Below are 26267 nucleotides of genomic sequence, written 5' to 3' on the forward strand. Positions count from 1 at the left end.
AATGACTTTGGACGTGCTTAAGATTTCTGCATTTTGTGACGGTAACCAGGGCGGTAATCCGGCAGGCGTATGGATCGGCGACAACTTGCCGGAAGCCGCAGAGATGCAACGCATTGCCCACGAAGTCGGGTTTTCGGAAACCGTATTCGCCTGCCCGCAGGACGATGGCTGGCGTGTGCGCTACTTCGCGCCAGATGCCGAAGTCGCCTTTTGCGGCCACGCCACCATCGCCCTGGGCGCCGCTTTGAGCCTGGCGCTGGGCGACGGTGAATTCCACCTGACGTTGAACAATGGCGATATTTCCGTCAGTGGCCGCAGCGAAGGCGAGCTGATCGAGGCCGCCCTGCAATCCCCGCCCACCCGCAGTGCACCGGCAGACGATGCGCTGGTGGACGCGGGCCTGACGTTGTTCGGTTACACCCGTAACGACCTGGACCCGAGTATCCCGCCGGCGATCATCCATGGCGGTATCGACCACCTGGTGCTGGCCCTCGACAGCCGCGCCAAGCTGAGCCAGATGCACTATGAACTGGAAGCCGGTCGCCGCTACATGACCGACGCTCGCCTGGGTACCGTGGTGCTGGTGTTTGCCGAAAGCCCGACGCTGTTCCACACCCGCAACCCGTTTGCGGTGGGCGGCGTGTACGAAGACCCGGCCACCGGCGCCGCGACTGCCGCATTTGCCGGCTACCTGCGGGACCTGGGCTGGCCGCACAACGGCTGCATCGACATCATCCAGGGCGAGGACATGGGCAGCCGTTCACGCTTGCAGGCGCAGATCAGCGATGAGAAGGGCGCCTCGATTCGGGTGTCGGGGACGGCGCGGTTGATGTTGGAGGATTGATTGCTGGCTGGCTGTAGCGGCTGAATAGCTCCTCGACGATGGGCTCCCGTCCACGCCAGGAGCCAATGCCGTGCAGTTTCTCAACCAGCTTGCCGTCCTGGAACGCCAGCAGGGTAGGCGTGCTGATCACCTCTGGGTGGCGAGGGGTGTGGGCGGTGTCGAGGACCAGGCTGGTTACGGTGCCGGCATAGTGGCTGGCAATACGATTAAAGATCACGGGCGCCTCGCGGCATGCCGAACAATGCCGTGAGACAAAAAGCATGAATACCGTTTTGTGCGCCTTCAGCACCTGCTGGTATTCCTCGGCATTGGCAATCACCGCCGTCGCAATTCCCATGATGATCTCCTTGGCAAAAGGGCATAGCACACGCTAAGCCAGCCGATCAAAACGGTCTACTGTCAAAACTAACAGGTCCCCCAGCAAGTTGCTTTTCGTGGCGAGGGAGCTTGCTCCCGCTGGACTGCGCAGCAGTCCCAATAGCTTCAACGCTCCGCCCGTTCCCGAGCCTTCTTCGCCAACCCCACACACTGCTTATAATCGCCCTGATCCTTGGCATCCTTGGCCCGACGATAACCATGATGATTCTGCGTGGTGTAGTTCGTACTGAACGCCGCCTTCAGCTTGACCAGCTCGGCCTTGCATTCACGACGGTCATCCTTGGCGAACACCTGGGTGGCACACACCAGCGACAGCAACATAAAAACAAGGCTGATCTTCATCTGAGCGCATTCCTTGGGGGTCGATCTCCTGCAAAGGCTAGTCCAGCCACGGGATTTTTCCATTCTGCCACTGCACCGCAGAGGTGCACGGTAACGACCCGCCCCCGCACCCAAATGTGGCCTGTCACCCCGGTGTGTGGCCAACGGTAGCAATCTGATTGCAACGACTGGCCAGCCGCCTTCCCGGCAACAAAAATTTATCCCGTTGATTTAAAAAGAAATTAATCCCGCAATATTTTTCTGTTACCGCGTGTGGCACACTTTCTGCTGTCTATTCCGTTGTTACATACTAAGTTCCGGTATAGCGGAATACACAATCCCTGGAGTGCTTGTCATGCATCACCGACCTTCCGTGTTCAAAGCGTGTGTTTTTCTCTTCGCCGCATCGGCTTCCCTCGCAAGCGTAGTGCACGCGGCGGACAGCAAGCTCGATACGGTGCTCAAGCGTGGGCACCTGATCGTGGGTACAGGCAGTACCAATGCGCCGTGGCACTTCCAGGGAGCGGATGGCAAGTTGCAGGGTTTTGATATCGACATCGGCCACATCGTGGCCAAGGGTCTGTTCAACGACCCGAGCAAAGTCGAATACGTGGTGCAGTCCTCCGATGCGCGGATTCCCAACCTGTTGACCGACAAGGTCGACATGAGCTGCCAGTTCATCACCGTCACCGCCAGCCGTGCGCAGCAAGTGGCCTTCACCCTGCCGTACTACCGCGAAGGCGTGGGCCTGCTGCTGCCGGCCAACAGCAAGTACAAGGAAATCGAAGACCTGCAGGCGGCCGGCGACGGCGTCACCGTGGCCGTGCTGCAAAACGTCTACGCCGAAGAACTGGTGCACCAGGCACTGCCTAAAGCCAAGGTCGACCAGTACGACAGCGTCGACCTGATGTACCAGGCCGTGAACTCCGGCCGTGCCGACACCGCCGCCACCGACCAGTCCTCGGTCAAGTACCTGATGGTGCAAAACCCGGGCCGCTACCGCAGCCCGAGCTACGCCTGGAGCCCGCAGACCTACGCGTGCGCCGTCAAGCGTGGCGACCAGGACTGGCTGAACTTCGTCAACACCGCGCTGCATGAAGCCATGACCGGCGTGGAATTCCCGATGTACAAGGCCTCGTTCAAGCAATGGTTCGGTGTGGATCTGCCAGAGCCGGCGATCGGTTTCCCGGTTGAGTTCAAGTAATTCGTAAACCCTGGGGCGTCGCGTACGGCGCCCCAATCAGGTACTGCCGACCATGAACTATCAGTTGAACTTTGCCGCTGTGTGGCGCGACTTCCCCAGCTTGCTGGCGGGGCTCGGCCTCGGCCTTGAACTGGCACTGCTGTCCATCGCCATCGGCTGCGTGATCGGCCTGTTGATGGCGTTTGCCATGCTGTCCAAACACCGTGCGCTGCGCATCCTGGCCTCGGTGTATGTGACGGTGATCCGCAACACCCCGATCCTGGTACTGATCCTGTTGATCTACTTCGCCTTGCCCAGCCTCGGTATCCGGCTGGACAAGATCCCCTCGTTCATCATCACCCTGTCGCTGTACGCCGGTGCCTACCTGACCGAAGTATTCCGCGCAGGCCTCTTGAACATTCCCAAGGGGTTGCGTGAAGCGGGCCTGGCCATTGGTCTTGGCGAATGGCGCATCCGCGCGTACATCACCGTGCCGGTGATGCTGCGCAACGTCCTGCCGGCGCTGTCGAACAACTTCATCTCGCTGTTCAAGGACACCTCCCTGGCGGCCGCCATCGCGGTGCCGGAGCTGACCTATTACGCCCGCAAGATCAACGTCGAAAGCTACCGGGTGATTGAAACCTGGATGGTCACGACCGCGCTCTACGTGGCTGCCTGTTACCTCATTGCCATGCTGCTCCGTTACCTGGAACAGCGTTTGGCGATTCGCCGCTAAGGAGCGCCCATGTACGAATCCCCCAGCTGGCTGCATGAGTTGTGGATCGCCCGGGAAACCCTCTGGGCGGGGTTCCAGACCAGCGTCTACTGCTCGGCCCTGGCGATTATCTTCGGCACCCTGATCGGCATCGTTGCCGGGTTGGTCCTGACCTACGGCAAATTCTGGATGCGGGCACCGTTTCGCCTGTACGTCGACCTGATCCGCGGTACGCCGGTGTTTGTGCTGGTGTTGGCCTGCTTCTACATGCTGCCGGCGCTTGGCTGGCAGATCACCGCGTTCCAGGCCGGTGCCGTGGGCTTGACACTGTTTTGCGGCTCCCACGTGTCCGAGATCGTGCGCGGTGCGCTGCAAGCCATTCCCAAAGGGCAACTGGAAGCCGGCAAGGCCATCGGCCTGACGTTCTACCAGTCCCTGGGCTACGTGCTGTTGCCCCAGGCGCTGCGGCAGATCCTGCCGACCTGGGTCAACTCGTCCACGGAAATCGTCAAGGCATCCACCTTGCTGTCGGTGATCGGCGTGGCCGAATTGCTCCTCAGCACCCAACAGGTCATCGCCCGGACGTTCATGACCCTGGAGTTCTACCTGTTCGCAGGCTTTATGTTTTTTGTCATCAACTACGCCATCGAATTGTTGGGGCGTTACATTGAAAAGCGGGTGGCTTTGCCATGAACCAACTCTCAAAAGAAAGCCAGCCACTGCTGAACATTCGCGGCCTGCGTAAACAGTACGGCCCGGTGGAAGTGCTCAAGGGCGTCGACCTGAGCATGCAGCGCGGCAACGTCGTGACGTTGATCGGCTCCAGCGGCTCGGGCAAGACCACACTGCTGCGTTGCGTCAACCTGCTGGAAGAGTTCCAGGGGGGCCAGATCACCCTCGACGGTGAGTCCATCGGCTACAGCGAAGTCGGCGGCAAGCGCGTGCGCCACCCTGAGCGCGTGATTTCCCAGCACCGTGCGATGACCGGCATGGCGTTCCAGCAATTCAACTTGTTCCCGCACCTCACCGCGTTGCAGAACGTCACCCTGGGCCTGCTCAAGGTCAAGAAAATGGGCAAGGACGAGGCGGTGGCGCTGGCGGAAAAATGGCTGGACCGTGTCGGCCTGCTGGAGCGCCGCAATCACTTCCCGGGCCAGTTGTCGGGCGGGCAGCAACAGCGCGTGGCGATTGCCCGGGCGATTGCGATGAACCCCAGCCTGATGCTGTTCGACGAAGTCACCTCGGCCCTCGACCCGGAATTGGTGGGCGAAGTGCTCAGCGTGATCAAGGGTTTGGCGGAAGAGGGCATGACCATGCTGCTGGTCACCCACGAAATGCGTTTTGCCTATGAAGTCTCGGACAAGATCGTCTTCATGAACCAGGGCCGCATTGAAGAACAGGGGCCGCCGAAAGACATTTTCGAGCGCCCGCAATCGCCGCGACTGGCGGAATTTCTCAAGAACATTCGTTTTTAATTCACTCGTTTCAGGAGATCCATTATGAGCATTACTCGTTACGGCACCGGCGCCACTGCAGGCGGCGGCCAGCCTCGTCCTTTCGCCCGCGCGGTGGAAGCGGATGGCTGGTTGTACGTGTCGGGCCAGGTGCCGGCGGTGGACGGTGAAATCATCACCGGCGGGATCGTCGAGCAGACGCACCAGACCATGCGCAACGTGGTAGCGATTCTCGAAGAAGCCGGCTATGCCCTTGAAGACGTGGTGCGCGTTGGCGTATGGCTGGAAGACCCACGGGATTTCTGGAGCTTCAACAAGGTATTCGGCGAATACTTCAACCCGGAACACGCCCCGGCGCGGGCCTGTGTGCAGGCGAACATGATGGTCGATTGCAAGGTTGAGATTGATTGCGTGGCCTACAAGAAAAAGGGCTAAATGCCCGACCGCAACTTGCAGTGATGAAACTCGTTGTGGCGAGGGAGCTTGCTCCCGCTGGAGTGCGAAGCGCTCCCGTTTTTTGGGGCCGCTACGCAGCCCAGCGGGAGCAAGCTCCCTCGCCACAGAGAACTTATCTGCTGCGATTTTAAGCCTTTGACGGGACCCGAAACTGCCATGACCGAAGACACCATCAAACGCCGCGCCAAAGGCCTCGACCGGGCGTTCGATATCCTCGATTTCCTCAAGGAAATCGGCCAGCCCCTGCGCCCGAATGATATCGCCAGCGGCATCGGCAGCCCCAAGTCCACGGTCTACGAACTGGTGGCCTCGCTGCTGGAACGGCGCATCCTCGAAACCGTCGGCAAGGACGGTCACGTCTACCTCGGCCGCCAACTGTACTTCCTCGGCCAGGCCCACCTGCGTCACTTCGACCTGACCCGCGAAGCCGACCACGCCCTGCAGGAAATCGTCAGCCAGACCCACGAAACCGCCCAGATGTGCCTGCTCAATGGGCGCAAATACACCGTGGCCCTGATGCGCGAAGGCGAGCGGCATTTCCGCATCTCCTCAGACATCGGCGAAAACGCCCCAATCCCCTGGACCGCCTCCGGCCGCCTGCTGCTGGGCCACCTGAGCGACCAGCAAATCATCGACCTGATCGACTACGACGACTTCATCCTCCCGGACGGTCAGCGCCTGCCCCTGGAAACCTTCCTCGGGCAAATCCGCCAGGCCACCCTCGACGGATTTTTCTCCTTCGACAGCGTCGCCGACACCTTTACCCATTGCTTTGCCGCCCCGGTGCGGGACGCCCAAGGCATCAGCATTGCGACCCTGTGCATCGTCGCCCCACGGGCCGATGCCATCACACACTACAACGACTATCGCCGGGTGCTGATCGACAGCGCGAACAACCTGGCCCGTCGCATCAACGAATAGGAAACCCTTATGTCTGCCTTCAATGCCGTTGAAAAAGGCGCCGCCGAAGTCGGTGCACATCTGGTCCGTGATGTCAGCCTGCCGGCCCTGGTGCTGCACCGCGATGCCCTGGAGCACAACATCCGCTGGATGCAGGATTTCGTCAGCAACAGCGGCGCGCAACTGGCGCCCCACGGCAAGACCAGCATGATGCCGGCGCTGTTCCAGCGGCAGATCGAGCAGGGCGCCTGGGGCATCACCCTGGCCAACGCCGTGCAGACCCGCGCTGCGTACGCCGGTGGTGTTCGCCGGGTGTTGATGGCCAACCAGCTGGTGGGCGCGCCGAACATGGCGTTGATCGCCGACCTGCTGGCCGACCCGGAATTCGACTTCCACTGCATGGTCGACCACCCGGACAACGTCGCCGACCTGGGTGCATTCTTCGCCGCCCGCGGCCTGCGCTTGAACGTGATGATCGAATACGGTGTGGTCGGCGGGCGTTGCGGTTGCCGCACTGAACAGCAGGTGCTCGACCTGGCCAAGGCGATCAAGGCCCAGCCTGCGCTGGCCCTCACCGGCATTGAAGGCTACGAAGGGGTGATCCACGGCGAACACGCCATCAGCGGCATCCGCGACTTCGCCGCGTCCCTGGTGCGCCTGGCCGTCGACCTGCAAAACAGCGGCGCCTTCGACCTCGGCAAACCCATCATCACCGCCTCGGGCTCGGCCTGGTACGACCTGATCGCCGAATCCTTCGAAGCCCAGAATGCCGCCGGCCGCTTCCTCAGCGTATTGCGCCCGGGCAGCTACGTGGCCCACGACCACGGCATCTACAAAGAAGCGCAGTGCTGCGTACTCGACCGTCGCAGCGACCTCAACGAAGGCCTGCGCCCGGCGCTGGAAGTCTGGGCCCATGTGCAATCCTTGCCGGAGCCGGGCTTTGCCGTGATCGCCCTCGGCAAGCGTGATGTTGCCTACGACGCCGGCCTGCCGGTGCCGCTCAAACGCTACAAGGCCGGCGTGCTGCCGGCGGTGGGTGATGACGTGAGCGCGTGCAAGGTCACCGCGGTGATGGACCAGCATGCGTTCATGGTGGTGGCGCCGGGGGTTGAGTTACGTATCGGCGACATCATCTCCTTTGGTACTTCCCACCCGTGCCTGACGTTCGACAAGTGGCAAGTGGGTAATTTGGTGGATGAGCAACTGCAAGTGATCGAAAGCCTGCATACCTGCTTCTAGACCGAGTCGCGCCCATCGCAGGCAAGCCAGCTCCCACATTGACCGTGTTCCTTCAGGTACAACCCGGTCAACTGTGGGAGCCGGGCTTGCCCGCGATGAGGCCCTCAAGCACCCCCGAGAATCCCCAGCCATGAACACAAAACCCCGCATCGCCCTCATCGGCGAATGCATGATCGAACTCCAACACGGCGCCGATGGCAGCCTGCAACAAAGCTTCGGCGGCGACACCCTGAACGCCGCCGTCTACCTGCGCCGCGAACTGGGCGAGCCCAGCACCGTCGACTACGTCACCGCCCTGGGCGATGACAGCTTCAGCGACGCCATGTGCAAGCACTGGGCTGAAGAAGGCCTGGGCCTGGGCATGGTCCAGCGCCTGCCCGGACGTCTGCCGGGCTTGTACTGCATCCAGACCGATGCCAGGGGCGAACGCAAATTCCTCTACTGGCGCAACGAAGCGGCGGTACGCGACTGCTTCACCACACCGGCGGCCGAGCCGATCCTGGCAGCACTGCCGACCTACGACGTGGTGTATTTCAGCGGCATCACCCTGGCGGTATTGGGTGAGGTGGGCCGTGAGCGGTTGCTGAAAACCCTGATCGAAACCCGTAAGCGCGGTGGCAAGGTGGTGTTTGACAACAACTACCGACCACGCTTGTGGGCCAGTCTGGAAGCCGCGCGCGCGGCATATCACACGGTATTGGCCGAGGTGGATATCGCCTTGCTGACCGAAGATGACGAGCGCGCGTTGTTTGGTTATGAGGACAGCGAACAGGTGTTTGCGGCATACCCGACGATTGCCGAAGTGGTGCTCAAGCGTGGCGCGGATGCGTGTTTGATTCGCTGCGAAGGTGAGCGATTCGAGGTGCCGGCGCTGGTGGTGGAGAAGGTGATCGACACTACGGCGGCGGGGGATTCGTTCAGCGCGGCGTACCTGGCCAGTCGGCTCAAAGGTGGTTCCCCGCAAGAGGCCGCACTGGCCGGGCATCGCCTGGCGAGCCGGGTCATTCAAGTACCCGGTGCACTGATTCCCCGAGATTGACGCCATCCATTGTGGTGAGGGAGCTTGCTCCCGCTGGAGTGCGAAGCGCTCCCGGCTTTTTGGGGCCGCTACGCAGCCCAGCGGGAGCAAGCTCCCTCGCCACTACAAGCTCATCAATCTCGGTAAAACACCTGCACCAGGTGATACCCGAACTTGCTCTTGATCGGCCCATGAACCACCTTCACCGGCTTCTTGAAGATCACCGCATCAATCACCCCCACCATCTGCCCCGGCCGCACTTCACCCAAATCACCGCCGCGCTTGGCAGACGGGCAGGTGGAGTACTTCTTGGCCAGCACATCAAACGCTTCGCCCTTGGCAATACGCTGCTTGAGCTGTTCGGCTTCCTCGCTGGTTTTCACCAGAATGTGACGGGCTTGGGCTTTCATTGATCGGTCCTGATGTGAAACGGCGCGCGATTATGCCTGAAGTCAGGCCTCTGAGCTGATCATGCTGCGGATTTTGTTAGCCAGCAGGTCTATCGAAAACGGCTTGGCTACCATGTCCATGCCTGCCTCCAGGAACCCTTGGCGTTCGGCGGCTTTCTCCGCATAACCGGTCATGAACAGCACCTTGAGTTCCGGCCGGTGTTGCCGGGCGATCTCCGCCAACTGCCGGCCATTCATCCCCGGCAAGCCCACATCGGTCACCAGCAAATCCACCCGCAAATCAGACTCCAGCAACGGCAACGCCGCCCGTGCATCGGCGGCCTGGTGCGCGGTGTAGCCCAGTTCATCCAGTACATTCACCACCAGCATGCGCACCGCCGGGTCGTCTTCGACCACCACCACCGCTTCTCCCGCCAGCGCCACCGGGGCTTCGCCCTGGCTGGCGGGCACGCTCCGTTCCAGCGCCGTGCCATGCAGGCGCGGCAAATACAGCCGTACGCAAGTGCCTTGGCCGGGTTCACTTTCAATGGTGACGTGGCCACCGGATTGCTGGGCAAACCCGTAGATCATCGACAACCCAAGGCCCGTGCCCTGGCCGATGGGCTTGGTGGTGAAGAACGGGTCGAAGGCCTTGGCGAGGATCTTCGCGGTCATGCCGGCGCCGTTGTCGCTTACGCCGAGCATCACGTAGTCGCCGGCCTTGACTGGCTCCAGGGTGGTGATATCCGTGCCGTCGAGGTAGCTGTTGGCGGTCTCGATGCACAGTTGCCCGCCATCGGGCATCGCATCCCGGGCGTTGATCACCAGGTTGAGCAGGGCATTTTCCAGCTGGCTGGCGTCGGTGTTCACCGGCCACACGTCGGCGCCCAGGTTCACCTTGAGTTCGATGTGCGCGCCCTTGGTGCGGCGGAACAGGTCTTCCAGGGACGCCACCAACTGATTCGGGTCCACCGGCTTGCGGTCCAGCGACTGGCGCCGGGAGAAGGCCAGCAGGCGATGGGTCAGCGCGGCGGCGCGATGGGCCGAGGACACGGCGGCATCGGTGAAGCGGCCGATCTCGTCGCTGCGCCCGGCGGCGATGTAGCGTTGCATCAGGTCCAGGCTGCCGATGATTCCGGTGAGCATGTTGTTGAAGTCATGGGCGATGCCGCCGGTGAGCTGGCCGACCGCTTCCATTTTCTGGGCATGGCGCAGGGCGTCTTCGGCACGCTCGCGTTCGAACATCTCGTTTTGCAGGCGCTGGTTGGCTTCGGCCAGGGCCTGGGTGCGCTGGCTGACGCGCTCTTCGAGGTTCTCATTGAGGTGACGCAGCGCTTCTTCGGTGAGCTTGCGCTCGGTCTCGTCGATCACAAAAATGTAGAAGCCGTTGACCGAACCATCGGCGCTGAACCGCGGCAGGTACTTCATCAGCGCGTGGCGCGGCCGCCCGTCATGGTGCGGCGTGACGGTGACAAAGCTGCAGGCCTTGCCCTTGAGCGCGGCTTCGATTTTGTCGACGCGCCCGGCATAGACTTCATCCCCCAGCACCTCGCGGATGGACTTGCCATACAGCTCCTGCGGGGTCATGCCGTACCAGTCCAGGTAGGCGCTGTTGTTCAGGCGAAAGCGCTGCTCATGGTCGACATAGCCGATCAGCACCGGCATGGCGTTGATGATCAACTGCAGCTCGGTCTGGCTTTGGCGCAGGGCCTGCTCGGTGTGCTTGCGTTCGGTCAGGTCGAGGGCCGCGCCGAGAAAGCGCGCCGGGCGGCCATGGTGGTCCTTGTAGCAGCGGCCCCGGGCAAACACCCAGCGCACTTCGCCATCGGCTTGCAGCAGGCGGTATTCCTCGGCGTATTCGGTGCCGTGGGTGATGCAGTGCTTGATGCTGCGGGCCACCATGCCCCGGTCTTCGGGGTGCACGCCTTGCAGGTAGTCGCTGATGGGCAGCAGGCCGGCGTCGCAGGGATCAACGCCGTGCAACTGGGCAAAATGCGCGTCGGCGATAAACCGGTCTTCGCCAATGTCCCAGTCCCAGGTGCCCACGGCGTCGGTGGCGGCCAGGGCCAGTTGCAGGCGCTGCTCGGTGTTGCGCTGGGCCTTGAGGCTGTTTTCGGTGCGCTGCTGCAGTTCCAGGGCGATGCGCCGGCGCTCGTTGGTTTCGATGGCGGTGATCAGGATCCCGGCGACCTCGCCACGTTCGTCCCGGATGGGACTGTAGGTCAGGTCGAGCCAGATCTCGGTGTCGCGGTGGTTGCGCTGCAGGACAAATCGCTGCTCGGTGAAGGTGCGCACCTGGCCGGTGAGGACGGCGCTGTAGATCGGGTCGGTGAATGGCTTGAGTTCCGGCCAGATCAGGTCGGCGGGCTGGCCGAAGGCGGCAGGGTGCTTGTTGCCGGCCAGCATCGCGAAGCCGTCGTTGTAGATCTGGGTGAGTTCGGCGCCCCACAGCAACAGCATCGGCATGGGTGAATGGATCACGATGTCGACGGCTGTGCGGAGGCTTTGCGGCCAATCAATGGCGTCACCGAGGGGGCTTCGTGCCCAGTCCAGCCGCGCAATCAGTGCCGCGGCCTCGCTGCCGGTGGGTGATACGTTCATGTAAATGCCCTGCGCGTAACGCTTGAAGAATGACAAAAGCCGATTATCCCGTGAGTGGGGAACGGCTTTCCACCCCCGAAAAATAGCATGCTTGAGGGGTTTGTCTTCAAATGAGTGCCTAAGGGCTAAAACGTTTCATCTTTCTGCCAGCTCCCGACGGTCGCGAAATTGCTCCAGGGCTTCGGGGTTGGCCAGGGCATCGGTGTTCTTGACCGGCTCGCCGTGCACCACGTTGCGCACCGCCAGTTCGACGATCTTGCCGCTGATGGTGCGCGGGATGTCCGTCACCGCGAGGATCTTCGCCGGCACATGGCGCGGCGTGGTGTTGGCGCGGATCACCTGGCGGATCTGCTGCTCCAGGGCGTCATCCAGTTCGATGCCGTCGTCGAGCCTTACAAACAGCACCACCCGCACATCGTCCTGCCAGCGTTGGCCGATGGCCAGGCTTTCCAGGACCTGGGGCACCTTTTCCACCTGGCGATAAATCTCTGCGGTACCGATGCGCACGCCGCCGGGGTTGAGCACCGCGTCTGAACGGCCGTGGATCAGCAGGCTGCCATTGGGCCGTTGTTCGGCGTAGTCGCCCTGGGCCCATACGCCGGGGAACTGGCTGAAATACGAGGCCCGCAGCTTTTCCTGATGTGGGTCATTCCACAGGCCGATGGGCATCGCCGGGAAGTGTCGGGTGCACACCAGCTCGCCTTTCTCGCCCACCAGCGGCCGGCCCTGGTCGTCCCACACTTCGATGGCCATCGCCAGGCTCTTGCACTGCATCTCGCCACGGCGCACCGGCAGCACCGGGTTGCCGATCACAAAGCAGGAGACGATGTCGGTGCCGCCCGACATCGACGACAGGCACAGCTCGGGCTTGATCTCGCGGTACACGTAATCGTAGCTCTGGGGCGACAGCGGCGAGCCGGTGGAGATCAAGCCCTTGAGGCTGCCCAGGTCATGGCTCAGGCGCGGTTGCAGCCCGGCTTTTTCCAGGGTCGCGAGGAATTTCGGGCTGGTGCCGAATACGCTGATTTTCTCCTGATCGATCAGGTCCATCAGGCGTTCCGGCCCCGGGTGAAACGGCGAGCCGTCATAGAGCACCGCCGTGGCGCCGATGGCCAGCACCGACACCAGCCAGTTCCACATCATCCAGCCGCAGGTGGTGTAGTAGAACAGGCAGTCGTTGCGGGACAGGTCGGCGTGCAGGCCGTGTTCCTTGAGGTGGGTGAGCAGCACGCCGCCGGTGCCATGGATGATGCACTTGGGCACGCCGGTGGTGCCGCTGGAATACAGGATGTACAGCGGGTGGTCGAAAGGTACGGCGACGAAGTCGGGCTCACCGCCGGGGGTGTAGAAGTCGTCCCAGAGTGCGACGCTGGCTTGGGTTTGATAGTCCTCGGGGCGCGCTTGCGGGCGGGCGTACGGCACGATGATCAGTTGTTGCAGGGACGGCAGCCGCTCGAGGATTTCATTGAGCTTGCTGCTCTGGTCAATGACCTTGCCGGCATAGCGGTAGCCGGCGCAGGTGATCAGCACCTTGGGTTCGATCTGGCCGAAGCGGTCGATCACGCCCTGGGTACCGAAATCCGGCGAGGAGCATGACCAGATCGCTCCAAGGCTGGTGGTGGCGAGCATGCCCACCAGGGTTTGCCAGGTGTTGGGCATGCACGCGGCCACCCGATCACCCACGCCCACCCCGGCGGCCCGCAGGCTGCGTTGCAGGCCGGCGACGTGGTGGGCGAGTTCGGCGTAGGTCAGTTGTTCGCGCTGGCCGTCTTCGCCAATGGCGACCACGGCGGGGTGATCATCGCGGCGGCGCAGCAAGTGTTCGGCAAAGTTCAGGGTAGCGCCGGGAAACCACTGGGCGCTGGGCATCTCGGCGTCTTCAATCAGCACCGCGCTGGGCGCTGTGCGGAACTGCACGTCGAAGAACTCGACAATCGCCCGCCAGAAGTCCGGGCGCTGGTCGATGCTCCATTGGTGCAGGGCCGGGTAATCGCTGATCTGCAAGGCGTGGCGATCATTGATGAAGCGCCGGAACTGGTCCATCCGGGTGGCGTGGATGCGTTCGGGGGAGGGTTGCCAGAGTATTTCGGACATAAGGAAATCTCTTGTTCTTGTGTCAAATCTGCCAAACAACACAGGTCAAAAATGTGGGAGCTGGCTTGCCTGCGATAGCGGTGTGTCAGGTGCCAGTGATGCAAGCTGACTCACCGCTATCGCAGGCAAGCCAGCTCCCACATTTGATCTCCGGTGTCTTGGGATCGTCGTTTATTGGGCCAGCCAGCCACCGTCGATATTCCACGCCGCGCCCCGCACCTGGCTGCCGGCTTCGCTGCACAGGAACAGCACCAGTTCCCCCAGTTGCGGCGGCGTCACGAATTCCAGGGACGGCTGCTTCTCCGCCAGCAAGTCATGCTGCGCCTGTTGCGGGTCCACCCCGGTGGCGATGCGGTCATCAATCTGCTTCTGCACCAGCGGCGTCAACACCCACCCCGGGCAGATCGCGTTGCAGGTGACATTACTCTGGGCGGTTTCCAGCCCCACCACCTTGGTCAACCCGATCACCCCGTGCTTGGCAGCGACGTAAGCCGCCTTGCCCACCGACCCCACCAGCCCATGCACCGAGGCGATGTTGACGATCCGCCCCCAGCCCCTGGCCTTCATGCCCGGCAAGCTCAGGCGGGTGCTGTGGAACACCGACGACAGGTTGATCGCAATGATCGAATCCCAGCGCTCCACCGGGAACTCATCCACCGGCGCCACATGCTGGATCCCGGCGTTGTTCACCAGGATGTCCACGCCACCAAACTCGCGCTCGGCGTAGGCGATCATCTCGGCGATCTGTGCCGGGTCGCTGACGTCGGCCGGGTGATGCCCGACCTTGCCGCCGAAGGCCTGCACCTGGGCGATCACCGCGCTGGCGTCGCCGAAGCCGTTGAGGATCAGGTTGGCGCCGGCCTTGGCCAGGCTCAGGGCGATGCCCAGGCCGATGCCGCTGGTGGAGCCGGTGACCAGGGCGGTCTTGCCGTTCAATGTCGTCATATCAACCTCACACAATGCCGGTGGCGTAGAAAGTACCAATCACCACGAACACCGCGAGGGTCTTGATGATCGTGATGCCGAAAATATCTTTATAGGCTTCGCGGTGGGTCAGCCCGGTGACCGCCAGCAGCGTGATCACGGCGCCGTTGTGGGGCAGGGTGTCCATGCCGCCACTGGCCATGGCCGCGACCCGGTGCAGTACTTCAAGGGGGATATTGGCCGCATGGGCCGCTGAAATAAAGCTCTCCGACATGGCCGCCAGCGCGATGCTCATGCCGCCCGAAGCGGAACCGGTGATACCGGCCAGCAGGGTCACGGTAATCGCTTCGTTGACCAGCGGGTTGGGGATGCCCTTGAGCCAGTCGGCCAGTACCAGGAAGCCCGGCAACGAGGCGATCACCGCCCCAAAGCCGTATTCCGACGCAGTGTTCATCGCCGCCAGCAGTGCACCGCTGACCGCGCTCTTGCTGCCCTCGGCAAGCTTGCTGCGAATCGCCGAGAAGCCGAACACCAGCACCACGATGATCCCCACCAGCAAGGCCGCCTGCACCGCCCAGATCGCCGTGAGCTTGGCGACTTCGGTCTGCACCGGCGCGCTCATGCCCGGCAGGCTGAGGGTGTGGGTCTTGCCGTACCACAGCGGAATCCAGTGGGTGAACAGCAGGTTCATGATGCCCACCAGCAACAGCGGCGACAGGGCGATCCAGGGGTTGGGCAGCTGGATATCTTCGGCGGTTTCCGGCTCGTTGCGCAGGTTGGTGCCATAGCCTTCACCGGCGCGCTGGGCCTTGTTGCGCTGGCGGGCCAGGTACAGCATGCCGACGCAAAACACGAAAATCGTGCCGATCAGCCCCAACCACGGTGCGGCCCAGGCGGTGGTGTTGAAGAAGGTGCTGGGGATGATGTTCTGGATCTGCGGCGTGCCGGGCAGGGCGTCCATGGTGAACGAGAACGCACCGAGGGCGATGGTGGCCGGTAGCAGGCGCTTGGGGATATTGCTCTGGCGGAACATCTCGGCGGCAAACGGGTACACCGCGAACACTACGACGAACAGCGACACGCCGCCGTAGGTCAGCAGGGCGCACACCAGCACGATCACCAGCATCGCCTGGCGGGTGCCGAGCAAGCGGATGGCAGCGGCGACGATGGAGCGCGAGAAGCCGGAGATCTCGATCAGCTTGCCGAACACCGCGCCGAGCAGGAACACCGGGAAATACAGTTTGAGGAAGCCGACCATTTTCTCCATGAACACCCCGGTGAAGGCAGGGGCGACGGCGGACGGGTCGGTGAGCAGCACGGCGCCGAGGGCGGCGATGGGGGCAAACAGGATGACGCTGTAGCCACGGTAGGCAGCCAGCATCAGCAGCGCCAGGGCTGCGAGGGCAATGATCACACTCATGGTGTGTCTCCATCTGATTGTTATTTTTGTGGGGGTGAGGCTGTGGGGAGGGGCTATAGCGAGATGTGTGCCAAGTGGTTAACTTGTTGAAATATATGGATAATATTGTTTTTTGAGTTTTGGGTTCTGAAGTTTGTCTCTGACTTGAGACTGACGGTGATCAAATGTGGGAGCTGGCTTGCCTGCGATGGCGGTTTGTCATTTGATGAATGTGTTGGCTGACCCATCGCTATCGCAGGCAAGCCAGCTCCCACAGTAGATTGTCTTTGATATGAGATTTGTGTCTCTTTTTTGAGACTAGGCGATACCCAGAGCAACCATCTTCTTGTACAAGGTAGACCTGCCAAGCCCCAGCCGCTTCGCCGCCTCCACCACATTCCCCTCACACTGCTTCAACGCCGCCCCAATCACCTGCCGATCAAACCGCTCCCGGGCCGCGCTGAAACTCTCGCCCTCAACGGTCTCTACCGAACTGTGCTCCACCGGACTGAACGTACCAATGGCTGCGCGAATTTCACTGGCATCCAGCACCAGGCCGTCACTCAACAACGCCGCCCGCTCCAGCACATTGCGCAGCTCGCGGATATTGCCCGGCCACGCATGCTGTGCCAACAACGCCAAGGCCTCGCGGTCCAGCTCATGCTGGCTGCGCAACTCCTCCAGGATCGCCTCACTCAACGCCGGCAAATCATCCAGCCGGGCGCGCAACGGCGGCACCTGGATCGGCAGCACATTCAGCCGGTAATACAGGTCTGCCCGAAACTCGCCGCGCTTGATCGCCGCTTCAAGATCCATCGACGTGGCGGCAATCACCCGCACATCACTGTGGATCATCTCGTTGGAGCCCACCGGCTCGAACTCTTTCTCCTGCAACACCCGCAGCAGCTTGCTTTGCAGCGGCAGGGGCATGTCGCCGATCTCATCGAGAAACAGCGTGCCGCCCTGGGCAATCTGCAGCTTGCCGGGACGACCCTTGCGGTCGGCCCCGGTAAACGCGCCCGGCGCGGTACCGAAGAATTCTGCTTCCAGCAGGTCGTGGGGAATCGCCGCGCTGTTGATGCTCACAAACGCCTTGTGCGCCCGGGGCGAGGCGCCGTGAATCGCCTGGGCCAGCAATTCCTTGCCGGTGCCGGTTTCCCCCAGCAGCAACACCGGCGACTCCGCACTCGCACTGCGCCGCGCCCGGCGTTTGACTTCCAGGCTGGCCGCGCTGGTGCCGATAAAGTGCGCGAAGTTGTATTTGCTCTGCCGTGACCTCAGCAGCGAACGGGTAGAGGCCAGTTCCTGCTGCATGCTCAGGTAGCGCTCGATCAGCGGCGACAGGTTGCGCAGCTCATCAAACAGCGCAAACCCGATGGCGCCGATCACCTTGCCCCCATCGTCGTGGATCGGCAGGCGCATCACCACCAGCGGGCCCTTGGGGGTGTCCTGGATATCCAGCAGAATCGGCTGGTCATTGCGCACCACCTGGCGCAGCAGGCTGTTGGAAATCACCTGCTCGCAGGGTTGGCCGATGGCTTCGTCGGCGCTTTTCAGGCCGAAGCGCTTGGCGTAGCGCTCGTTCATCCAGACGATATTCGCGTCGCCGTCGACAATCACCGTGCCTTCGCTGGACTGCTCGATGATCTCGAACAATGACTGGATCGCCAGACCACGAACGTGCTGGTAATCCTTGAGGCTTTCGCTGTTGTTCATGGGCGGGACCGCTAAAAATAATGATGAGAATATGCCCCTGTAGGAGCCGGCTTGCCGGCGATGGCAATCTTGAGGACGCCATCGCCGGCAAGCCGGCTCCTACAGGGGGATGTGCGCTGCGGCCAGCAGTTCCCGGGTGTAGGGGTGTTGAGGCGCGGCAAACACTTCATCGCTGGGCCCGCGTTCCACCACCTTGCCGTCCTTGATCACGATCATGTCGTGGGCCAGGGCCCGCACCACGGCCAGGTCATGGCTGATAAACAGGTAGGTCAGGCCGTACTTTTCCTGTAGCTCAAGCAGCAGGGCGACTACCTGTTTCTGCACGGTACGGTCCAACGCCGAGGTGGGCTCGTCCAGCAGGATCAGCGCCGGCTTGAGCACCAGGGCGCGGGCGATGGCGATGCGCTGACGCTGGCCGCCGGAGAATTCGTGGGGGTAGCGATGGCGGCTGGCGGGATCCAGGCCCACATCCTCCAGCACGCGGATCACTTGGGCTTCGCGGTCCTTGAGGCTGCACGGGGCATGCACTTCCAGGCCTTCGCTGATGATCTGCGCCACCGACATCCGCGGGCTGAGGCTGCCGAACGGGTCCTGGAACACCACCTGCATCTGCTTGCGCCACGGCTGCATCTGCTTTTGCGTCAGGCCCTCGAGCGCTTCGCCCTGGAAGCGAATCGCGCCGCTGGCATCCAGCAGGCGCAAGATCGCCTGGCCCAGGGTGGACTTGCCCGAGCCGGACTCGCCGACAATCCCCAGCGTCTTGCCGCGCTGCACCGTCAGGCTGATGCCGTCCACCGCCTGCAGGTACTGTTTGCGCCGGAACAGCCCGCCGCCCAGCGGGAACTGCACGCTCAGGTCGTCCACCTGCAGCACCGTCTCGCGCACCTCGTGATTCAAGACGATGCCTGCCGGCTCGGCATCCAGCAGAAGGCGGCTGTAAGGGTGCTGCGGGGCGCAGAACAGGGTCTCGCATTCGGCTTGCTCGACAATCTCCCCGGCCTTCATCACGCACACCCGTTGGGCAATGCTGCGCACCAGGTTGAGGTCGTGGCTGATCAGCAGCAGCGACATGCCCAGGCGTTGTTGCAGGGACTTGAGCAGCAGCAGGATCTTGCGCTGCACCGTCACATCCAGCGCGGTGGTGGGTTCGTCGGCAATCAACAGTTCCGGCTCGCAGGCCAGGGCCATGGCGATCATTACCCGCTGGCGCTGGCCGCCGGAGAGTTGATGAGGGTAGGCCTTGAGGCGTTCCCGGGGCTTCTGGATGCCCACCAGTTCCAGCAATTCAAGGATCCGCGCCTGGGCTTGTTTGCCGCCCAGGCCCTTGTGCAGCAGCAGGGTTTCGCCGATCTGCTTCTCGATGCTGTGCAGCGGATTGAGGGAGGTCATCGGCTCCTGGAAGATCATCGCAATCCGGTTGCCCCGCAGTTTTTGCAGGGTGGCGGGGGAGGCGCCGAGCAGTTCCTGGCCGCGATAGCGCACCGATCCGGTGGTTTCGGTGCCGGCCTCGGGCAGCAGTTGCAGGATCGAATGGGCGGTCACCGACTTGCCCGAACCCGACTCGCCCACCAGCGCCAGGCATTCGCCGGGGCGTACGTCGAGGCACAGCTTGCGCACCACGGTCTGGCCATTGAAGGCGACGCTCAGATCGCGAATCTCGATCAGGTTTTCAGTCATCTCAAAGCCCTTCATGAGCGTGGATCGAAGGCGTCACGCAACGCCTCGCCGATAAACACCAGCAACGACAGGATCAGCGCCAGGGTGAAGAACGCGGTCAGCCCCAGCCACGGCGCTTGCAGGTTCTGCTTGCCCTGGGCGATCAGTTCCCCCAGGGACGCGCTGCCGGCGGGCATGCCGAAGCCAAGGAAGTCCAGGGCGCTCAAGGTGGAAATCGCCCCGGTCAAAATGAACGGTAAGTAGCTCAGGGTGGCGGTCATTGCGTTCGGCAGGATGTGCCGGCGGATGATCTTGCCGTCCCCCAGGCCCAGCGCCCGCGCAGCCTTGACGTACTCCAGGTTGCGCCCCCGCAGGAACTCGGCGCGCACCACGTCCACCAGCGCCAGCCACGAAAACAGCGCCATGATCCCCAGCAACCACCAGAAGTTCGGCTCGACAAACCCCGACAGGATGATCAGCAAATACAGCACCGGCAGCCCGGACCACACTTCCAGGATGCGTTGCCCGAGCAAGTCGACCCAGCCACCGTAGTAACCCTGCAAGGCCCCGGCGGCGATGCCGATGGCGGCGCTGATGGCGGTGAGGGCCAGGGCAAACAGGATCGACACCCGTGCGCCGAAGATCACCCGCGCCAGCACGTCGCGGGACTGGTCGTCGGTGCCCAGCCAGTTCACGCTCGAGGGCGGGCTGGGGGCAGGGCGGGTCAGTTCATAGTTGGGCGTGTCGTCGCTGAACGGGATCGGCGGGAACAGCATCCATCCGCCGTCCTTCTTGATCAGGTTCTGCACGTACTCACTGCGGTAATCCGCCTGGAACGGCAGTTGCCCGCCGAACTCCTGCTCGGTGTAGCGCTTGAACACCGGGAAATACAGTTCGTTCTGGTAGCTGAGCACCAAGGGTTTGTCGTTGGCGATCAACTCGCCGCCGAGGGTCAGGATAAACAGGCCGATAAACAGCCACAGCGACCACCAGCCGCGTCGGTTTTTCTTGAAGCGTTCAAAGCGTCGACGGGCCACGGGAGAAAGCTTGAGCATCAGGCGTTCCTCGCGGCGAAGTCGATACGCGGGTCCACCAGGGTGTAGCAGAGGTCACCGATGAGTTTTATCAAGAGGCCAAACAACGTGAAGATAAACAACGAACCGAATACCACCGGATAGTCCCGTGAAACTGCGGCTTCGTAGCTCATGCGGCCGAGGCCATCGAGGGAGAAAATCACCTCGATCAGCAACGAACCGGCAAAGAACACCGCGATAAACGCTTGGGGAATCCCCGAGATCACCAGCAGCATGGCGTTGCGAAACACATGCCCGTACAGCACCCGGCGTTCGCTCAAGCCTTTGGCTCGGGCGGTGACCACGTATTGGCGGGTGATTTCATTGAGGAACGAGTTTTTGGTGAGAATGGTCAAGGTGGCGAAACCGCCGATCACCAGGGCGCTGACCGGCAACACCAGGTGCCAGAAGTAGTCGGCGATCTTGCCGACGGTGCTCAACTGGTCGAAGTTTTCCGAGACCAGCCCGCGCACCGGGAACCAGTTCAGCGAGGTGCCGCCGGCGAATACCACGATCAGGAACATCGCAAACAGGAACGCCGGCATCGCATAACCAATCACGATCGCGGTGCTGCTCCACACATCAAAACTGCTGCCATGACGCACCGCCTTGCGTATCCCCAGGGGGATCGACACCAGGTAGGTGATCAAGGTGGCCCACAGCCCGAGGGAAATGGTCACCGGCATCTTTTCCAGGATCAGGTCGATCACGCTTTTGCCACGGAAGAAGCTGTTGCCGAAATCCAGTTGGGCGTAGCTCTTGAGCATCAGCCACAAGCGTTCCGGGGCGGACTTGTCGAAGCCGTATTGTTTTTCGATTTCCTGGATCAGTTTCGGGTCCAGGCCACGGCTGGCCCGTGAGCCGACGGCGGCACCATCACCGCCGCCCGTACCGATGCCACCGCCGCCAATCCCCTGGAGGTGGGCGATGGCTTGTTCCACCGGCCCGCCGGGCGCGGCCTGGACGATGACGAAGTTCACCAGCAGGATAATCACCAGGGTGGGAATGATCAGCAGCAAGCGCCGCACGATATAGGCAAACATCAGCGGGCTCCCGGGCGTTTGGTCAGTTCGGCTTTCATCTGTTCATTGGTCAACGGCGTGGGGCTGATTTCCCACCAGGTTTCCAGGGCTTCATCGGTCTTGGCTTCTACGGCCGGGCGGCCGAAACGGTTCCACCACGCGGCGGAAGTGCCGGGCGGGTAGTAGTTGGGAATCCACAGGTAATTCCATTGCAGTACGCGGTCCAGGGCATGGGCGTAACTGAGCATCTGCGACTGGGTGTTGGCCTTCACCAGGCCGTTGATCAGGCTGTCGACGGCCGGGTCCTTGAGCACCATGTAGTTGTTGGCGCCGGTATCAAACGCTGCGGCGGAACCGAAGTAGTTGTACAGCTCCATCCCCGGCGAGGTGGTGACCGGGAAGCCGGTGACGATCATGTCGTAGTCCCGGGTCATCAGGCGGTTGACGTATTGCGAGGAGTCGATACGCCGGATGTTGAGGGTGATGCCGATCTGCGCCAGGTTGCGCTTGTACGGCAACAACAGGCGCTCAAGGCCGTTCTGTGCGTTGAGGAAGGTGAACTCCAGCGGCTCTCCCTCGGCATTCACCAGCTTGTCACCGTCGGGCTTCCAGCCGGCCTGCTCCAGCAGCGCCAGGGCTTGCAGCTGCTTGTCGCGGATCATCCCGGTGCCGTCGGTGGTGGGGGCCTTGAATACCTGGGTGAAGACTTCGTCGGGAATCTGCCCGCGCAGGGGTTCCAGGATCGCCAGTTCCTGGGCGTCCGGCAGTTGGGTTGCCGCCAGTGGGCTGTTGGAGAAAAAGCTCTGCTGGCGGATGTACATGTTGCGCATCATCTGCCGGTTGGCCCACTCGAAGTCCCACAGCATCGCCAGCGCCTGGCGCACGCGGCGGTCCTTGAACATCGGTTTTTGCACGTTGAACACGTAACCCTGGGCCGGCTGCGGCGCCTCCTTGGCCAGGTGCGCACGTTGCAGGCGGCCATCGTCGAGGGCCGGGCCGTTGTAGCCGATGGAGTAGCCGGTGGCGGAGAATTCGCGGTTGAAGTCGTAGGCACCGCCCCGCAGTACCTGGCGCGCCACCTCGGTGTCGCCGAAGTATTCCAGGCTCAGGTGATCGAAGTTGTACAGGCCACGGCTGATGGGCAGGTCCTTGCCCCACCAGTTCGGGTCGCGCTTGAAGGTGATGGTGTTGCCGGCATCCACCTTGCTGATGGTGTAGGGGCCGCTGCCTAGGGGAATCTCGTAGCCGCCGCCGTCGGCGAAGTCGCGGGTCTTCCACCAATGCTCGGGAAACACCGGCAGGGTGGCGACGTCCAGGGGCAGGGTGCGGTTTTCATTGCTTGCGAAATCGAAGCGCACCTGGCGCGGGCCTTCGACCTCGACGTGTTTCACGTCGGCGAACAGCGTGCGGTAGCGCAGGCTGCCCTGGGTCATCAGCAGGTCGAAGCTGTAGCGCACGTCTTCGGCGGTGATCGGCTGGCCATCGGCGAAGCGCGCCTTGGGGTTCAGGTAAAAACGCAGGGACAGACCGTCGTCTGACCGCTCCATCTTTTCCGCCACCAGGCCGTAGACCGTGTAGGGCTCGTCCAGCGAGCGCAGGGCCAGGGGCGAATACAGCCAGCCGTCGACCTGGCTCACGCCAATGCCTTTGTCGCCATAGGGCAGCACATGGTCGTAGCGCCCGATCTCGATGGCCGAGCGTCGCAGGCTGCCGCCCTTGGGGGCGTTGGGGTTGGCGTAGTCGAAGTGGGTGAAGCCGGGTTGGTATTTGGCCGGTTCGCCATACACGGTCAGCGCCGATTGCGGCGCGGCGATCACGGCGGTGCTGGCCAGCAGCAGGGCCAGGGTGGAGCAAAACAGGGTAGAAAAAGCGACTCGCATTATCAGCCTTGGGCGCCGGGTGAAGAGGTAAAGGGATTTGTACGCTAAGCGCGTACGCCTCGCCAGTCATCACACTGTCTCGGATGCACAACGGCCCACCAAAAGGCGGGCCGTTGTTTTAAACATTAGCGCGGACCGAATCAGTCCTGACGGCTGGTCACTTCCAGCAGGTGATAACCGAACTGGGTTTTCACCGGGCCTTGCACGGTGTTGACCGGGGCGCTGAACACGACGGTGTCGAATTCCTTGACCATTTGGCCCGGGCCGAACGAACCCAGGTCGCCGCCTTGACGGCTGGACGGGCAGGACGAGTTGGCTTTGGCAACTTCGGCGAAGTCGGCGCCGCCTTCGATTTGCGCTTTCAGTTCGTTGCACTTGTCTTCGGTGGCAACGAGGATGTGACGGGCGGTGGCTTTGGCCATGAGGGGTATCTCCTTGGGTAAAAATGCTGAGCGTACCGGATTCAGGTGGTTATTTCCTGGCAAAGTTCCCCAAGAATGACCCGCAGCCTCACGAGCGCCCCCCCGTAGCAGCTGTCGAGCCCCAGCGAGGCTGCGTTAGCCGCACCACCGCTGTTGCGCCAGGCACGAGATCGGGTCGCTACCAACCCAGCCTCGCTGGGGCTCGACAGCTGCTACGGGGGGGTGGGTCAGGTGTGGCGGGCCATTACGCCGCTGTGGGTCAGCCAATCGATAAACAGCGCAAACAGCTCCGCCTGGGAATTGATCTCAAGCTTCGTGTACAGATGCTTGCGGTGCATGCGCACGGTCTCCGGGGAGATGCCCAGCACCTGCGCGGTGGATTTCACCGAGTGCCCGCGCAGGATCAGGTGGGCAATTTCCCGCTCGCGTACCGTCAACACGCCGCTGCCAAAATGCATGAACGCCGCTTCAATCTGCTGATGCACCTGGGTCTGGGTGAAGGCCTCGTCGCTGATCACCTTGCACAGCCCGCCCGTGGTGCCGAAGCGGCGCAGCAGTTCGCGCACGATCGGTTGTGCGGTTCGCTGCAGCGCCAGGTGTTCGTCGCTGAACTGGCCGGCACTCAGGCCCTGGAACATGCACAGGGAAATCTTGCTGTTGGGGCACAGGTCGACGATGTAGTAGCTCTCCTGGGCGCCGCCGCTGCGCAGGTAGTAGGTCTTGTAGTACTCGCTGTTGAAGAAGTCGTCCGGGGCAATCTGGGCCAGGTGGTAGAAGCCTTCGGCCAGGCCCTTGTCTACCGCGAGGCAGAAGGGGTCCAGCAGGTAGCCCCGGGAAAAGTAGCGGTTGATGATTTCTTCGTAGTGCGGCCGGGGGATGCCTTGCTGGTAGAGCAAGTGCGGCGCCTGGCCCTGGCGCTCCAGGCTGATCATCATCGATTCGATCGGGGTCAGGGCGCTGAGGGCGCAGGCCAGGTGTTCAAGGAAGGTCGCTTCGTCAACGCTGGCGAAGGCATGGGCCAACGCGCCATTCCAGGCGTCAAGCACCTGGAAAGACGGGGCAGGGCAGTGATCGGCATTCTGGTTCATGCCGGCCAGTCTACCCGCCGGCCAGGGCCCCGGCAAAAGCACCGAGGCGCCGGGGTTCATCGGCCTTGATACTCGCCGCTTTGGCGCAGCTCTTGGGCGGTGTCGAGGATGCACTGGCGCAGGATCTCCACCACCTCATCCACCTGGGCGTGGGTGATGATCAGCGGTGGCGACATCACATTCAGGTGGCCGATGGGCCGCACCAGCAAGCCTTTGGCCTGGGCTCGCAGGTGGATTTTCTCGCCGATGTTCACCGCGTCGGGCAGCAGCGCCTTGGTGTGTTTGTCGGCGACAAACTCAATGCAGGCCATCAGGCGCTGGCAGCGCACGTCGCCCACCAGCGGCAGGCTGGCCAGGGTTTGCAGGCGCTGTTCAAGGTACACACCGACGTCCTCGACATGGGCCAGCAGGTTTTCCCGCTCGATGATCTCGATGTTCTTCAGCGCCGCCACGCAACTGACCGGGTGGCCGCTGTAGGTGAAACCGTGGGTAAAGCAGCGGCCCTTGCCCGGTTCGCCGATCACTTGCCAGATGCGATCCGAGAAAATACACGCGCCCAGGGGCAGGTAGCCGGAGGTCAGGCCCTTGGCGGTGGTGATGATGTCCGGCTGCATGTCGAACACCTCCTGGGAGGCGAAGAATTTTCCCAGCCGGCCGAACGAGGTCACCACTTCATCGGCCACGTACAGCAGGTCATAGCGTTGGCAGATTTCCCACATGCGCCGGTGATAACCCTTCGGCGGGATGATCACGCCGCCCGAGCCCATGATCGGCTCGGCAAAGAACGCCGCCACCTTGTCGGCGCCGATGGTCAGGATCTTGTCTTCGAACTCATCCACCAGGAAGTCGAGGAACTGCGCCTCGCTCATGCCCGCAGGCGCCCGGTAATAGTTGGGGCACGAGATGTGGTGGAACAGGTCGCTCATGAAATCGAATTCCGGCGCGCGGTCGGCGGCCTTGTTGCCGATGGACATCGTCAGGAACGTGGAGCCGTGGTACGCGCTGAAGCGCGAGATGATGTGTTTCTTCTCATGCTTGCCGCGACTGTTCTGATAGAACTGCACCAGGCGGTAGGCGGTATCGACGGCGGTGGAGCCACCGGTGGTCAGGAACACATGGTCGAGGTCGCCGGGAGCCAGGCTGGCGAGTTTGGCGCACAGTTCAATGGCGGTGACGTTGGCCATGTCGCAGAACGGGTTGGAGTACGCCAGTTGGCGGACCTGGTTGGCGATGGCATCGGCCATTTCTTCGCGCCCCAGGCCGATATTCGTGCACCACATGCCGCCGACCGCATCCAGGTAGCGGTTGCCGGCAGTGTCGTAGATGTAGGCGCCGTCACCGGCTGCGATGTTCAGCGAGCCTTGTTCGCGGTGCTCGTCGAACATGTGGAAGCCGTGCATGTAATGGGCCTTGTCGGCGGCGTCCAGTTGGTCGTGGTCGAACTGGGCGAAAAAGGCAGGATTTGGCAGAGTCATGGCATTTACCTTCAATGGCT

23 protein-coding genes and 1 pseudogene are annotated in these 26267 nt (G+C 62.4%); 9 read left to right on the forward strand and 15 right to left on the reverse strand.

Features of this window, described 5'->3' with window-relative positions:
• Position 1 precedes the first annotated feature (1 nt).
• Complete coding sequence (locus HX875_RS18700; protein WP_177044429.1) at positions 2 to 844, forward strand: PhzF family phenazine biosynthesis protein; 843 nt, start codon at positions 2 to 4, stop codon at positions 842 to 844.
• Here HX875_RS18700 and HX875_RS18705 read toward each other — a convergent pair.
• Together HX875_RS18705 and HX875_RS18710 are read right to left on the reverse strand one after the other, a co-directional pair.
• Complete coding sequence (locus HX875_RS18705; RefSeq protein ID WP_177044431.1) at positions 780 to 1181, reverse strand: thioredoxin family protein; 402 nt, start codon at positions 1179 to 1181, stop codon at positions 780 to 782. The genes HX875_RS18700 and HX875_RS18705 overlap by 65 nt on opposite strands.
• A gap of 146 nt (positions 1182 to 1327) precedes the next feature.
• Positions 1328 to 1564, reverse strand: a complete 237-nt coding sequence (locus HX875_RS18710; protein WP_177044433.1) for a hypothetical protein — start codon at positions 1562 to 1564, stop codon at positions 1328 to 1330.
• 334 nt (positions 1565 to 1898) lie between these two features.
• Between HX875_RS18710 and HX875_RS18715 the strand changes: the two genes are divergently transcribed.
• The 8 genes from HX875_RS18715 to HX875_RS18750 all read left to right on the forward strand — a co-directional run bounded on the left by HX875_RS18715 (position 1899) and on the right by HX875_RS18750 (position 8529).
• Positions 1899 to 2747, forward strand: coding sequence for a transporter substrate-binding domain-containing protein (locus HX875_RS18715; protein ID WP_177044435.1), 849 nt, complete (start codon positions 1899 to 1901; stop codon positions 2745 to 2747).
• A 52-nt stretch (positions 2748 to 2799) separates the two neighbouring features.
• Complete coding sequence (locus HX875_RS18720; RefSeq protein ID WP_177044438.1) at positions 2800 to 3462, forward strand: amino acid ABC transporter permease; 663 nt, start codon at positions 2800 to 2802, stop codon at positions 3460 to 3462.
• A gap of 9 nt (positions 3463 to 3471) precedes the next feature.
• Positions 3472 to 4134 (forward strand): amino acid ABC transporter permease, encoded by a 663-nt coding sequence (locus HX875_RS18725; RefSeq protein WP_003207996.1) that lies wholly within the window; start codon positions 3472 to 3474, stop codon positions 4132 to 4134.
• Complete coding sequence (locus HX875_RS18730; protein ID WP_003207998.1) at positions 4131 to 4916, forward strand: amino acid ABC transporter ATP-binding protein; 786 nt, start codon at positions 4131 to 4133, stop codon at positions 4914 to 4916. Before HX875_RS18725 ends, HX875_RS18730 begins: the two co-directional genes overlap by 4 nt.
• Positions 4917 to 4940: 24 nt before the next feature.
• A complete protein-coding gene (locus HX875_RS18735) occupies positions 4941 to 5330 on the forward strand; it encodes a RidA family protein (protein ID WP_003208000.1) in 390 nt (129 codons plus the stop codon).
• Between the two features lie 177 nt (positions 5331 to 5507).
• The gene (locus tag HX875_RS18740) at positions 5508 to 6272 is read left to right on the forward strand and encodes an IclR family transcriptional regulator (RefSeq protein WP_177044440.1); all 765 of its coding nucleotides are present in this window, start codon (positions 5508 to 5510) and stop codon (positions 6270 to 6272) included.
• Positions 6273 to 6281: 9 nt separating this feature from the next.
• Positions 6282 to 7490 carry an amino acid deaminase gene (locus tag HX875_RS18745; protein ID WP_177044442.1) on the forward strand — a complete coding sequence of 403 codons (1209 nt, stop codon included), beginning with the start codon at positions 6282 to 6284 and terminating at the stop codon, positions 7488 to 7490.
• 130 nt (positions 7491 to 7620) lie between these two features.
• Positions 7621 to 8529 carry a sugar kinase gene (locus HX875_RS18750; RefSeq protein ID WP_177044443.1) on the forward strand — a complete coding sequence of 303 codons (909 nt, stop codon included), beginning with the start codon at positions 7621 to 7623 and terminating at the stop codon, positions 8527 to 8529.
• A 113-nt stretch (positions 8530 to 8642) separates the two neighbouring features.
• On the opposite strand, the pseudogene HX875_RS18755 reads toward HX875_RS18750, so the two are convergent.
• The 13 genes and pseudogenes from HX875_RS18755 to HX875_RS18815 all read right to left on the reverse strand — a co-directional run.
• Positions 8643 to 8933: pseudogene (locus HX875_RS18755) on the reverse strand (peptidylprolyl isomerase); the annotation flags it as partial.
• Positions 8934 to 8960: 27 nt separating this feature from the next.
• Complete coding sequence (locus HX875_RS18760) at positions 8961 to 11498, reverse strand: PAS domain-containing hybrid sensor histidine kinase/response regulator (protein WP_177044453.1); 2538 nt, start codon at positions 11496 to 11498, stop codon at positions 8961 to 8963.
• Positions 11499 to 11633: 135 nt separating this feature from the next.
• The gene (locus HX875_RS18765) at positions 11634 to 13592 is read right to left on the reverse strand and encodes an acetoacetate--CoA ligase (protein WP_177044455.1); all 1959 of its coding nucleotides are present in this window, start codon (positions 13590 to 13592) and stop codon (positions 11634 to 11636) included.
• Positions 13593 to 13763: 171 nt separating this feature from the next.
• Complete coding sequence (locus tag HX875_RS18770) at positions 13764 to 14537, reverse strand: 3-hydroxybutyrate dehydrogenase (RefSeq protein ID WP_177044457.1); 774 nt, start codon at positions 14535 to 14537, stop codon at positions 13764 to 13766.
• A gap of 7 nt (positions 14538 to 14544) precedes the next feature.
• The gene (locus HX875_RS18775) at positions 14545 to 15936 is read right to left on the reverse strand and encodes a GntP family permease (RefSeq protein WP_177044460.1); all 1392 of its coding nucleotides are present in this window, start codon (positions 15934 to 15936) and stop codon (positions 14545 to 14547) included.
• Positions 15937 to 16233: 297 nt separating this feature from the next.
• Complete coding sequence (locus HX875_RS18780) at positions 16234 to 17631, reverse strand: sigma-54 interaction domain-containing protein (protein WP_177044462.1); 1398 nt, start codon at positions 17629 to 17631, stop codon at positions 16234 to 16236.
• A gap of 99 nt (positions 17632 to 17730) precedes the next feature.
• Entirely contained in the window at positions 17731 to 19308 is a 1578-nt protein-coding gene (locus tag HX875_RS18785; protein ID WP_177044464.1) for an ABC transporter ATP-binding protein, read from the reverse strand.
• Between the two features lie 11 nt (positions 19309 to 19319).
• Positions 19320 to 20342 carry an ABC transporter permease gene (locus tag HX875_RS18790; RefSeq protein WP_003208019.1) on the reverse strand — a complete coding sequence of 341 codons (1023 nt, stop codon included), beginning with the start codon at positions 20340 to 20342 and terminating at the stop codon, positions 19320 to 19322.
• Positions 20342 to 21403, reverse strand: coding sequence for a microcin C ABC transporter permease YejB (locus HX875_RS18795; RefSeq protein WP_177044466.1), 1062 nt, complete (start codon positions 21401 to 21403; stop codon positions 20342 to 20344). The genes HX875_RS18790 and HX875_RS18795 overlap by 1 nt, the downstream gene beginning before the upstream one ends.
• Positions 21403 to 23262, reverse strand: a complete 1860-nt coding sequence (locus tag HX875_RS18800) for an extracellular solute-binding protein (protein ID WP_177044468.1) — start codon at positions 23260 to 23262, stop codon at positions 21403 to 21405. The genes HX875_RS18795 and HX875_RS18800 overlap by 1 nt, the downstream gene beginning before the upstream one ends.
• 140 nt (positions 23263 to 23402) lie before the next feature.
• Positions 23403 to 23684: a peptidylprolyl isomerase gene (locus HX875_RS18805; protein WP_003208024.1), complete on the reverse strand. Its 282-nt coding sequence runs from the start codon at positions 23682 to 23684 to the stop codon at positions 23403 to 23405.
• A 227-nt stretch (positions 23685 to 23911) separates the two neighbouring features.
• Positions 23912 to 24772 (reverse strand): response regulator transcription factor, encoded by an 861-nt coding sequence (locus HX875_RS18810; protein ID WP_177044470.1) that lies wholly within the window; start codon positions 24770 to 24772, stop codon positions 23912 to 23914.
• 56 nt (positions 24773 to 24828) lie between these two features.
• On the reverse strand, positions 24829 to 26247 hold the full coding sequence (locus tag HX875_RS18815; protein ID WP_177044472.1) for an aminotransferase: 1419 nt from the start codon (positions 26245 to 26247) through the stop codon (positions 24829 to 24831).
• Positions 26248 to 26267: the final 20 nt, after the last annotated feature.

Origin of the sequence: Pseudomonas yamanorum (assembly GCF_013386765.1) — a bacterium.
GTDB lineage: Bacteria > Pseudomonadota > Gammaproteobacteria > Pseudomonadales > Pseudomonadaceae > Aquipseudomonas > Aquipseudomonas yamanorum_A.

What these genes read in the sequence shown, in the direction of transcription:
- HX875_RS18710 (WP_177044433.1), bottom strand. Translation starts at nt 1,564, where the DNA reads ATGAAGATCAGCCTTGTTTTTATGTTGCTGTCGCTGGTGTGTGCCACC.
- HX875_RS18800 (WP_177044468.1), bottom strand. Translation starts at nt 23,262, where the DNA reads ATGCGAGTCGCTTTTTCTACCCTGTTTTGCTCCACCCTGGCCCTGCTG.
- HX875_RS18730 (WP_003207998.1), top strand. Translation starts at nt 4,131, where the DNA reads ATGAACCAACTCTCAAAAGAAAGCCAGCCACTGCTGAACATTCGCGGC.
- HX875_RS18795 (WP_177044466.1), bottom strand. Translation starts at nt 21,403, where the DNA reads ATGTTTGCCTATATCGTGCGGCGCTTGCTGCTGATCATTCCCACCCTG.
- HX875_RS18810 (WP_177044470.1), bottom strand. Translation starts at nt 24,772, where the DNA reads ATGAACCAGAATGCCGATCACTGCCCTGCCCCGTCTTTCCAGGTGCTT.
- HX875_RS18750 (WP_177044443.1), top strand. Translation starts at nt 7,621, where the DNA reads ATGAACACAAAACCCCGCATCGCCCTCATCGGCGAATGCATGATCGAA.
- HX875_RS18805 (WP_003208024.1), bottom strand. Translation starts at nt 23,684, where the DNA reads ATGGCCAAAGCCACCGCCCGTCACATCCTCGTTGCCACCGAAGACAAG.
- HX875_RS18765 (WP_177044455.1), bottom strand. Translation starts at nt 13,592, where the DNA reads ATGTCCGAAATACTCTGGCAACCCTCCCCCGAACGCATCCACGCCACC.
- HX875_RS18705 (WP_177044431.1), bottom strand. Translation starts at nt 1,181, where the DNA reads ATGGGAATTGCGACGGCGGTGATTGCCAATGCCGAGGAATACCAGCAG.
- HX875_RS18790 (WP_003208019.1), bottom strand. Translation starts at nt 20,342, where the DNA reads ATGCTCAAGCTTTCTCCCGTGGCCCGTCGACGCTTTGAACGCTTCAAG.
- HX875_RS18725 (WP_003207996.1), top strand. Translation starts at nt 3,472, where the DNA reads ATGTACGAATCCCCCAGCTGGCTGCATGAGTTGTGGATCGCCCGGGAA.
- HX875_RS18745 (WP_177044442.1), top strand. Translation starts at nt 6,282, where the DNA reads ATGTCTGCCTTCAATGCCGTTGAAAAAGGCGCCGCCGAAGTCGGTGCA.
- HX875_RS18780 (WP_177044462.1), bottom strand. Translation starts at nt 17,631, where the DNA reads ATGAACAACAGCGAAAGCCTCAAGGATTACCAGCACGTTCGTGGTCTG.
- HX875_RS18740 (WP_177044440.1), top strand. Translation starts at nt 5,508, where the DNA reads ATGACCGAAGACACCATCAAACGCCGCGCCAAAGGCCTCGACCGGGCG.
- HX875_RS18715 (WP_177044435.1), top strand. Translation starts at nt 1,899, where the DNA reads ATGCATCACCGACCTTCCGTGTTCAAAGCGTGTGTTTTTCTCTTCGCC.
- HX875_RS18760 (WP_177044453.1), bottom strand. Translation starts at nt 11,498, where the DNA reads ATGAACGTATCACCCACCGGCAGCGAGGCCGCGGCACTGATTGCGCGG.
- HX875_RS18720 (WP_177044438.1), top strand. Translation starts at nt 2,800, where the DNA reads ATGAACTATCAGTTGAACTTTGCCGCTGTGTGGCGCGACTTCCCCAGC.
- HX875_RS18815 (WP_177044472.1), bottom strand. Translation starts at nt 26,247, where the DNA reads ATGACTCTGCCAAATCCTGCCTTTTTCGCCCAGTTCGACCACGACCAA.
- HX875_RS18770 (WP_177044457.1), bottom strand. Translation starts at nt 14,537, where the DNA reads ATGACGACATTGAACGGCAAGACCGCCCTGGTCACCGGCTCCACCAGC.
- HX875_RS18700 (WP_177044429.1), top strand. Translation starts at nt 2, where the DNA reads ATGACTTTGGACGTGCTTAAGATTTCTGCATTTTGTGACGGTAACCAG.
- HX875_RS18735 (WP_003208000.1), top strand. Translation starts at nt 4,941, where the DNA reads ATGAGCATTACTCGTTACGGCACCGGCGCCACTGCAGGCGGCGGCCAG.
- HX875_RS18775 (WP_177044460.1), bottom strand. Translation starts at nt 15,936, where the DNA reads ATGAGTGTGATCATTGCCCTCGCAGCCCTGGCGCTGCTGATGCTGGCT.
- HX875_RS18785 (WP_177044464.1), bottom strand. Translation starts at nt 19,308, where the DNA reads ATGACTGAAAACCTGATCGAGATTCGCGATCTGAGCGTCGCCTTCAAT.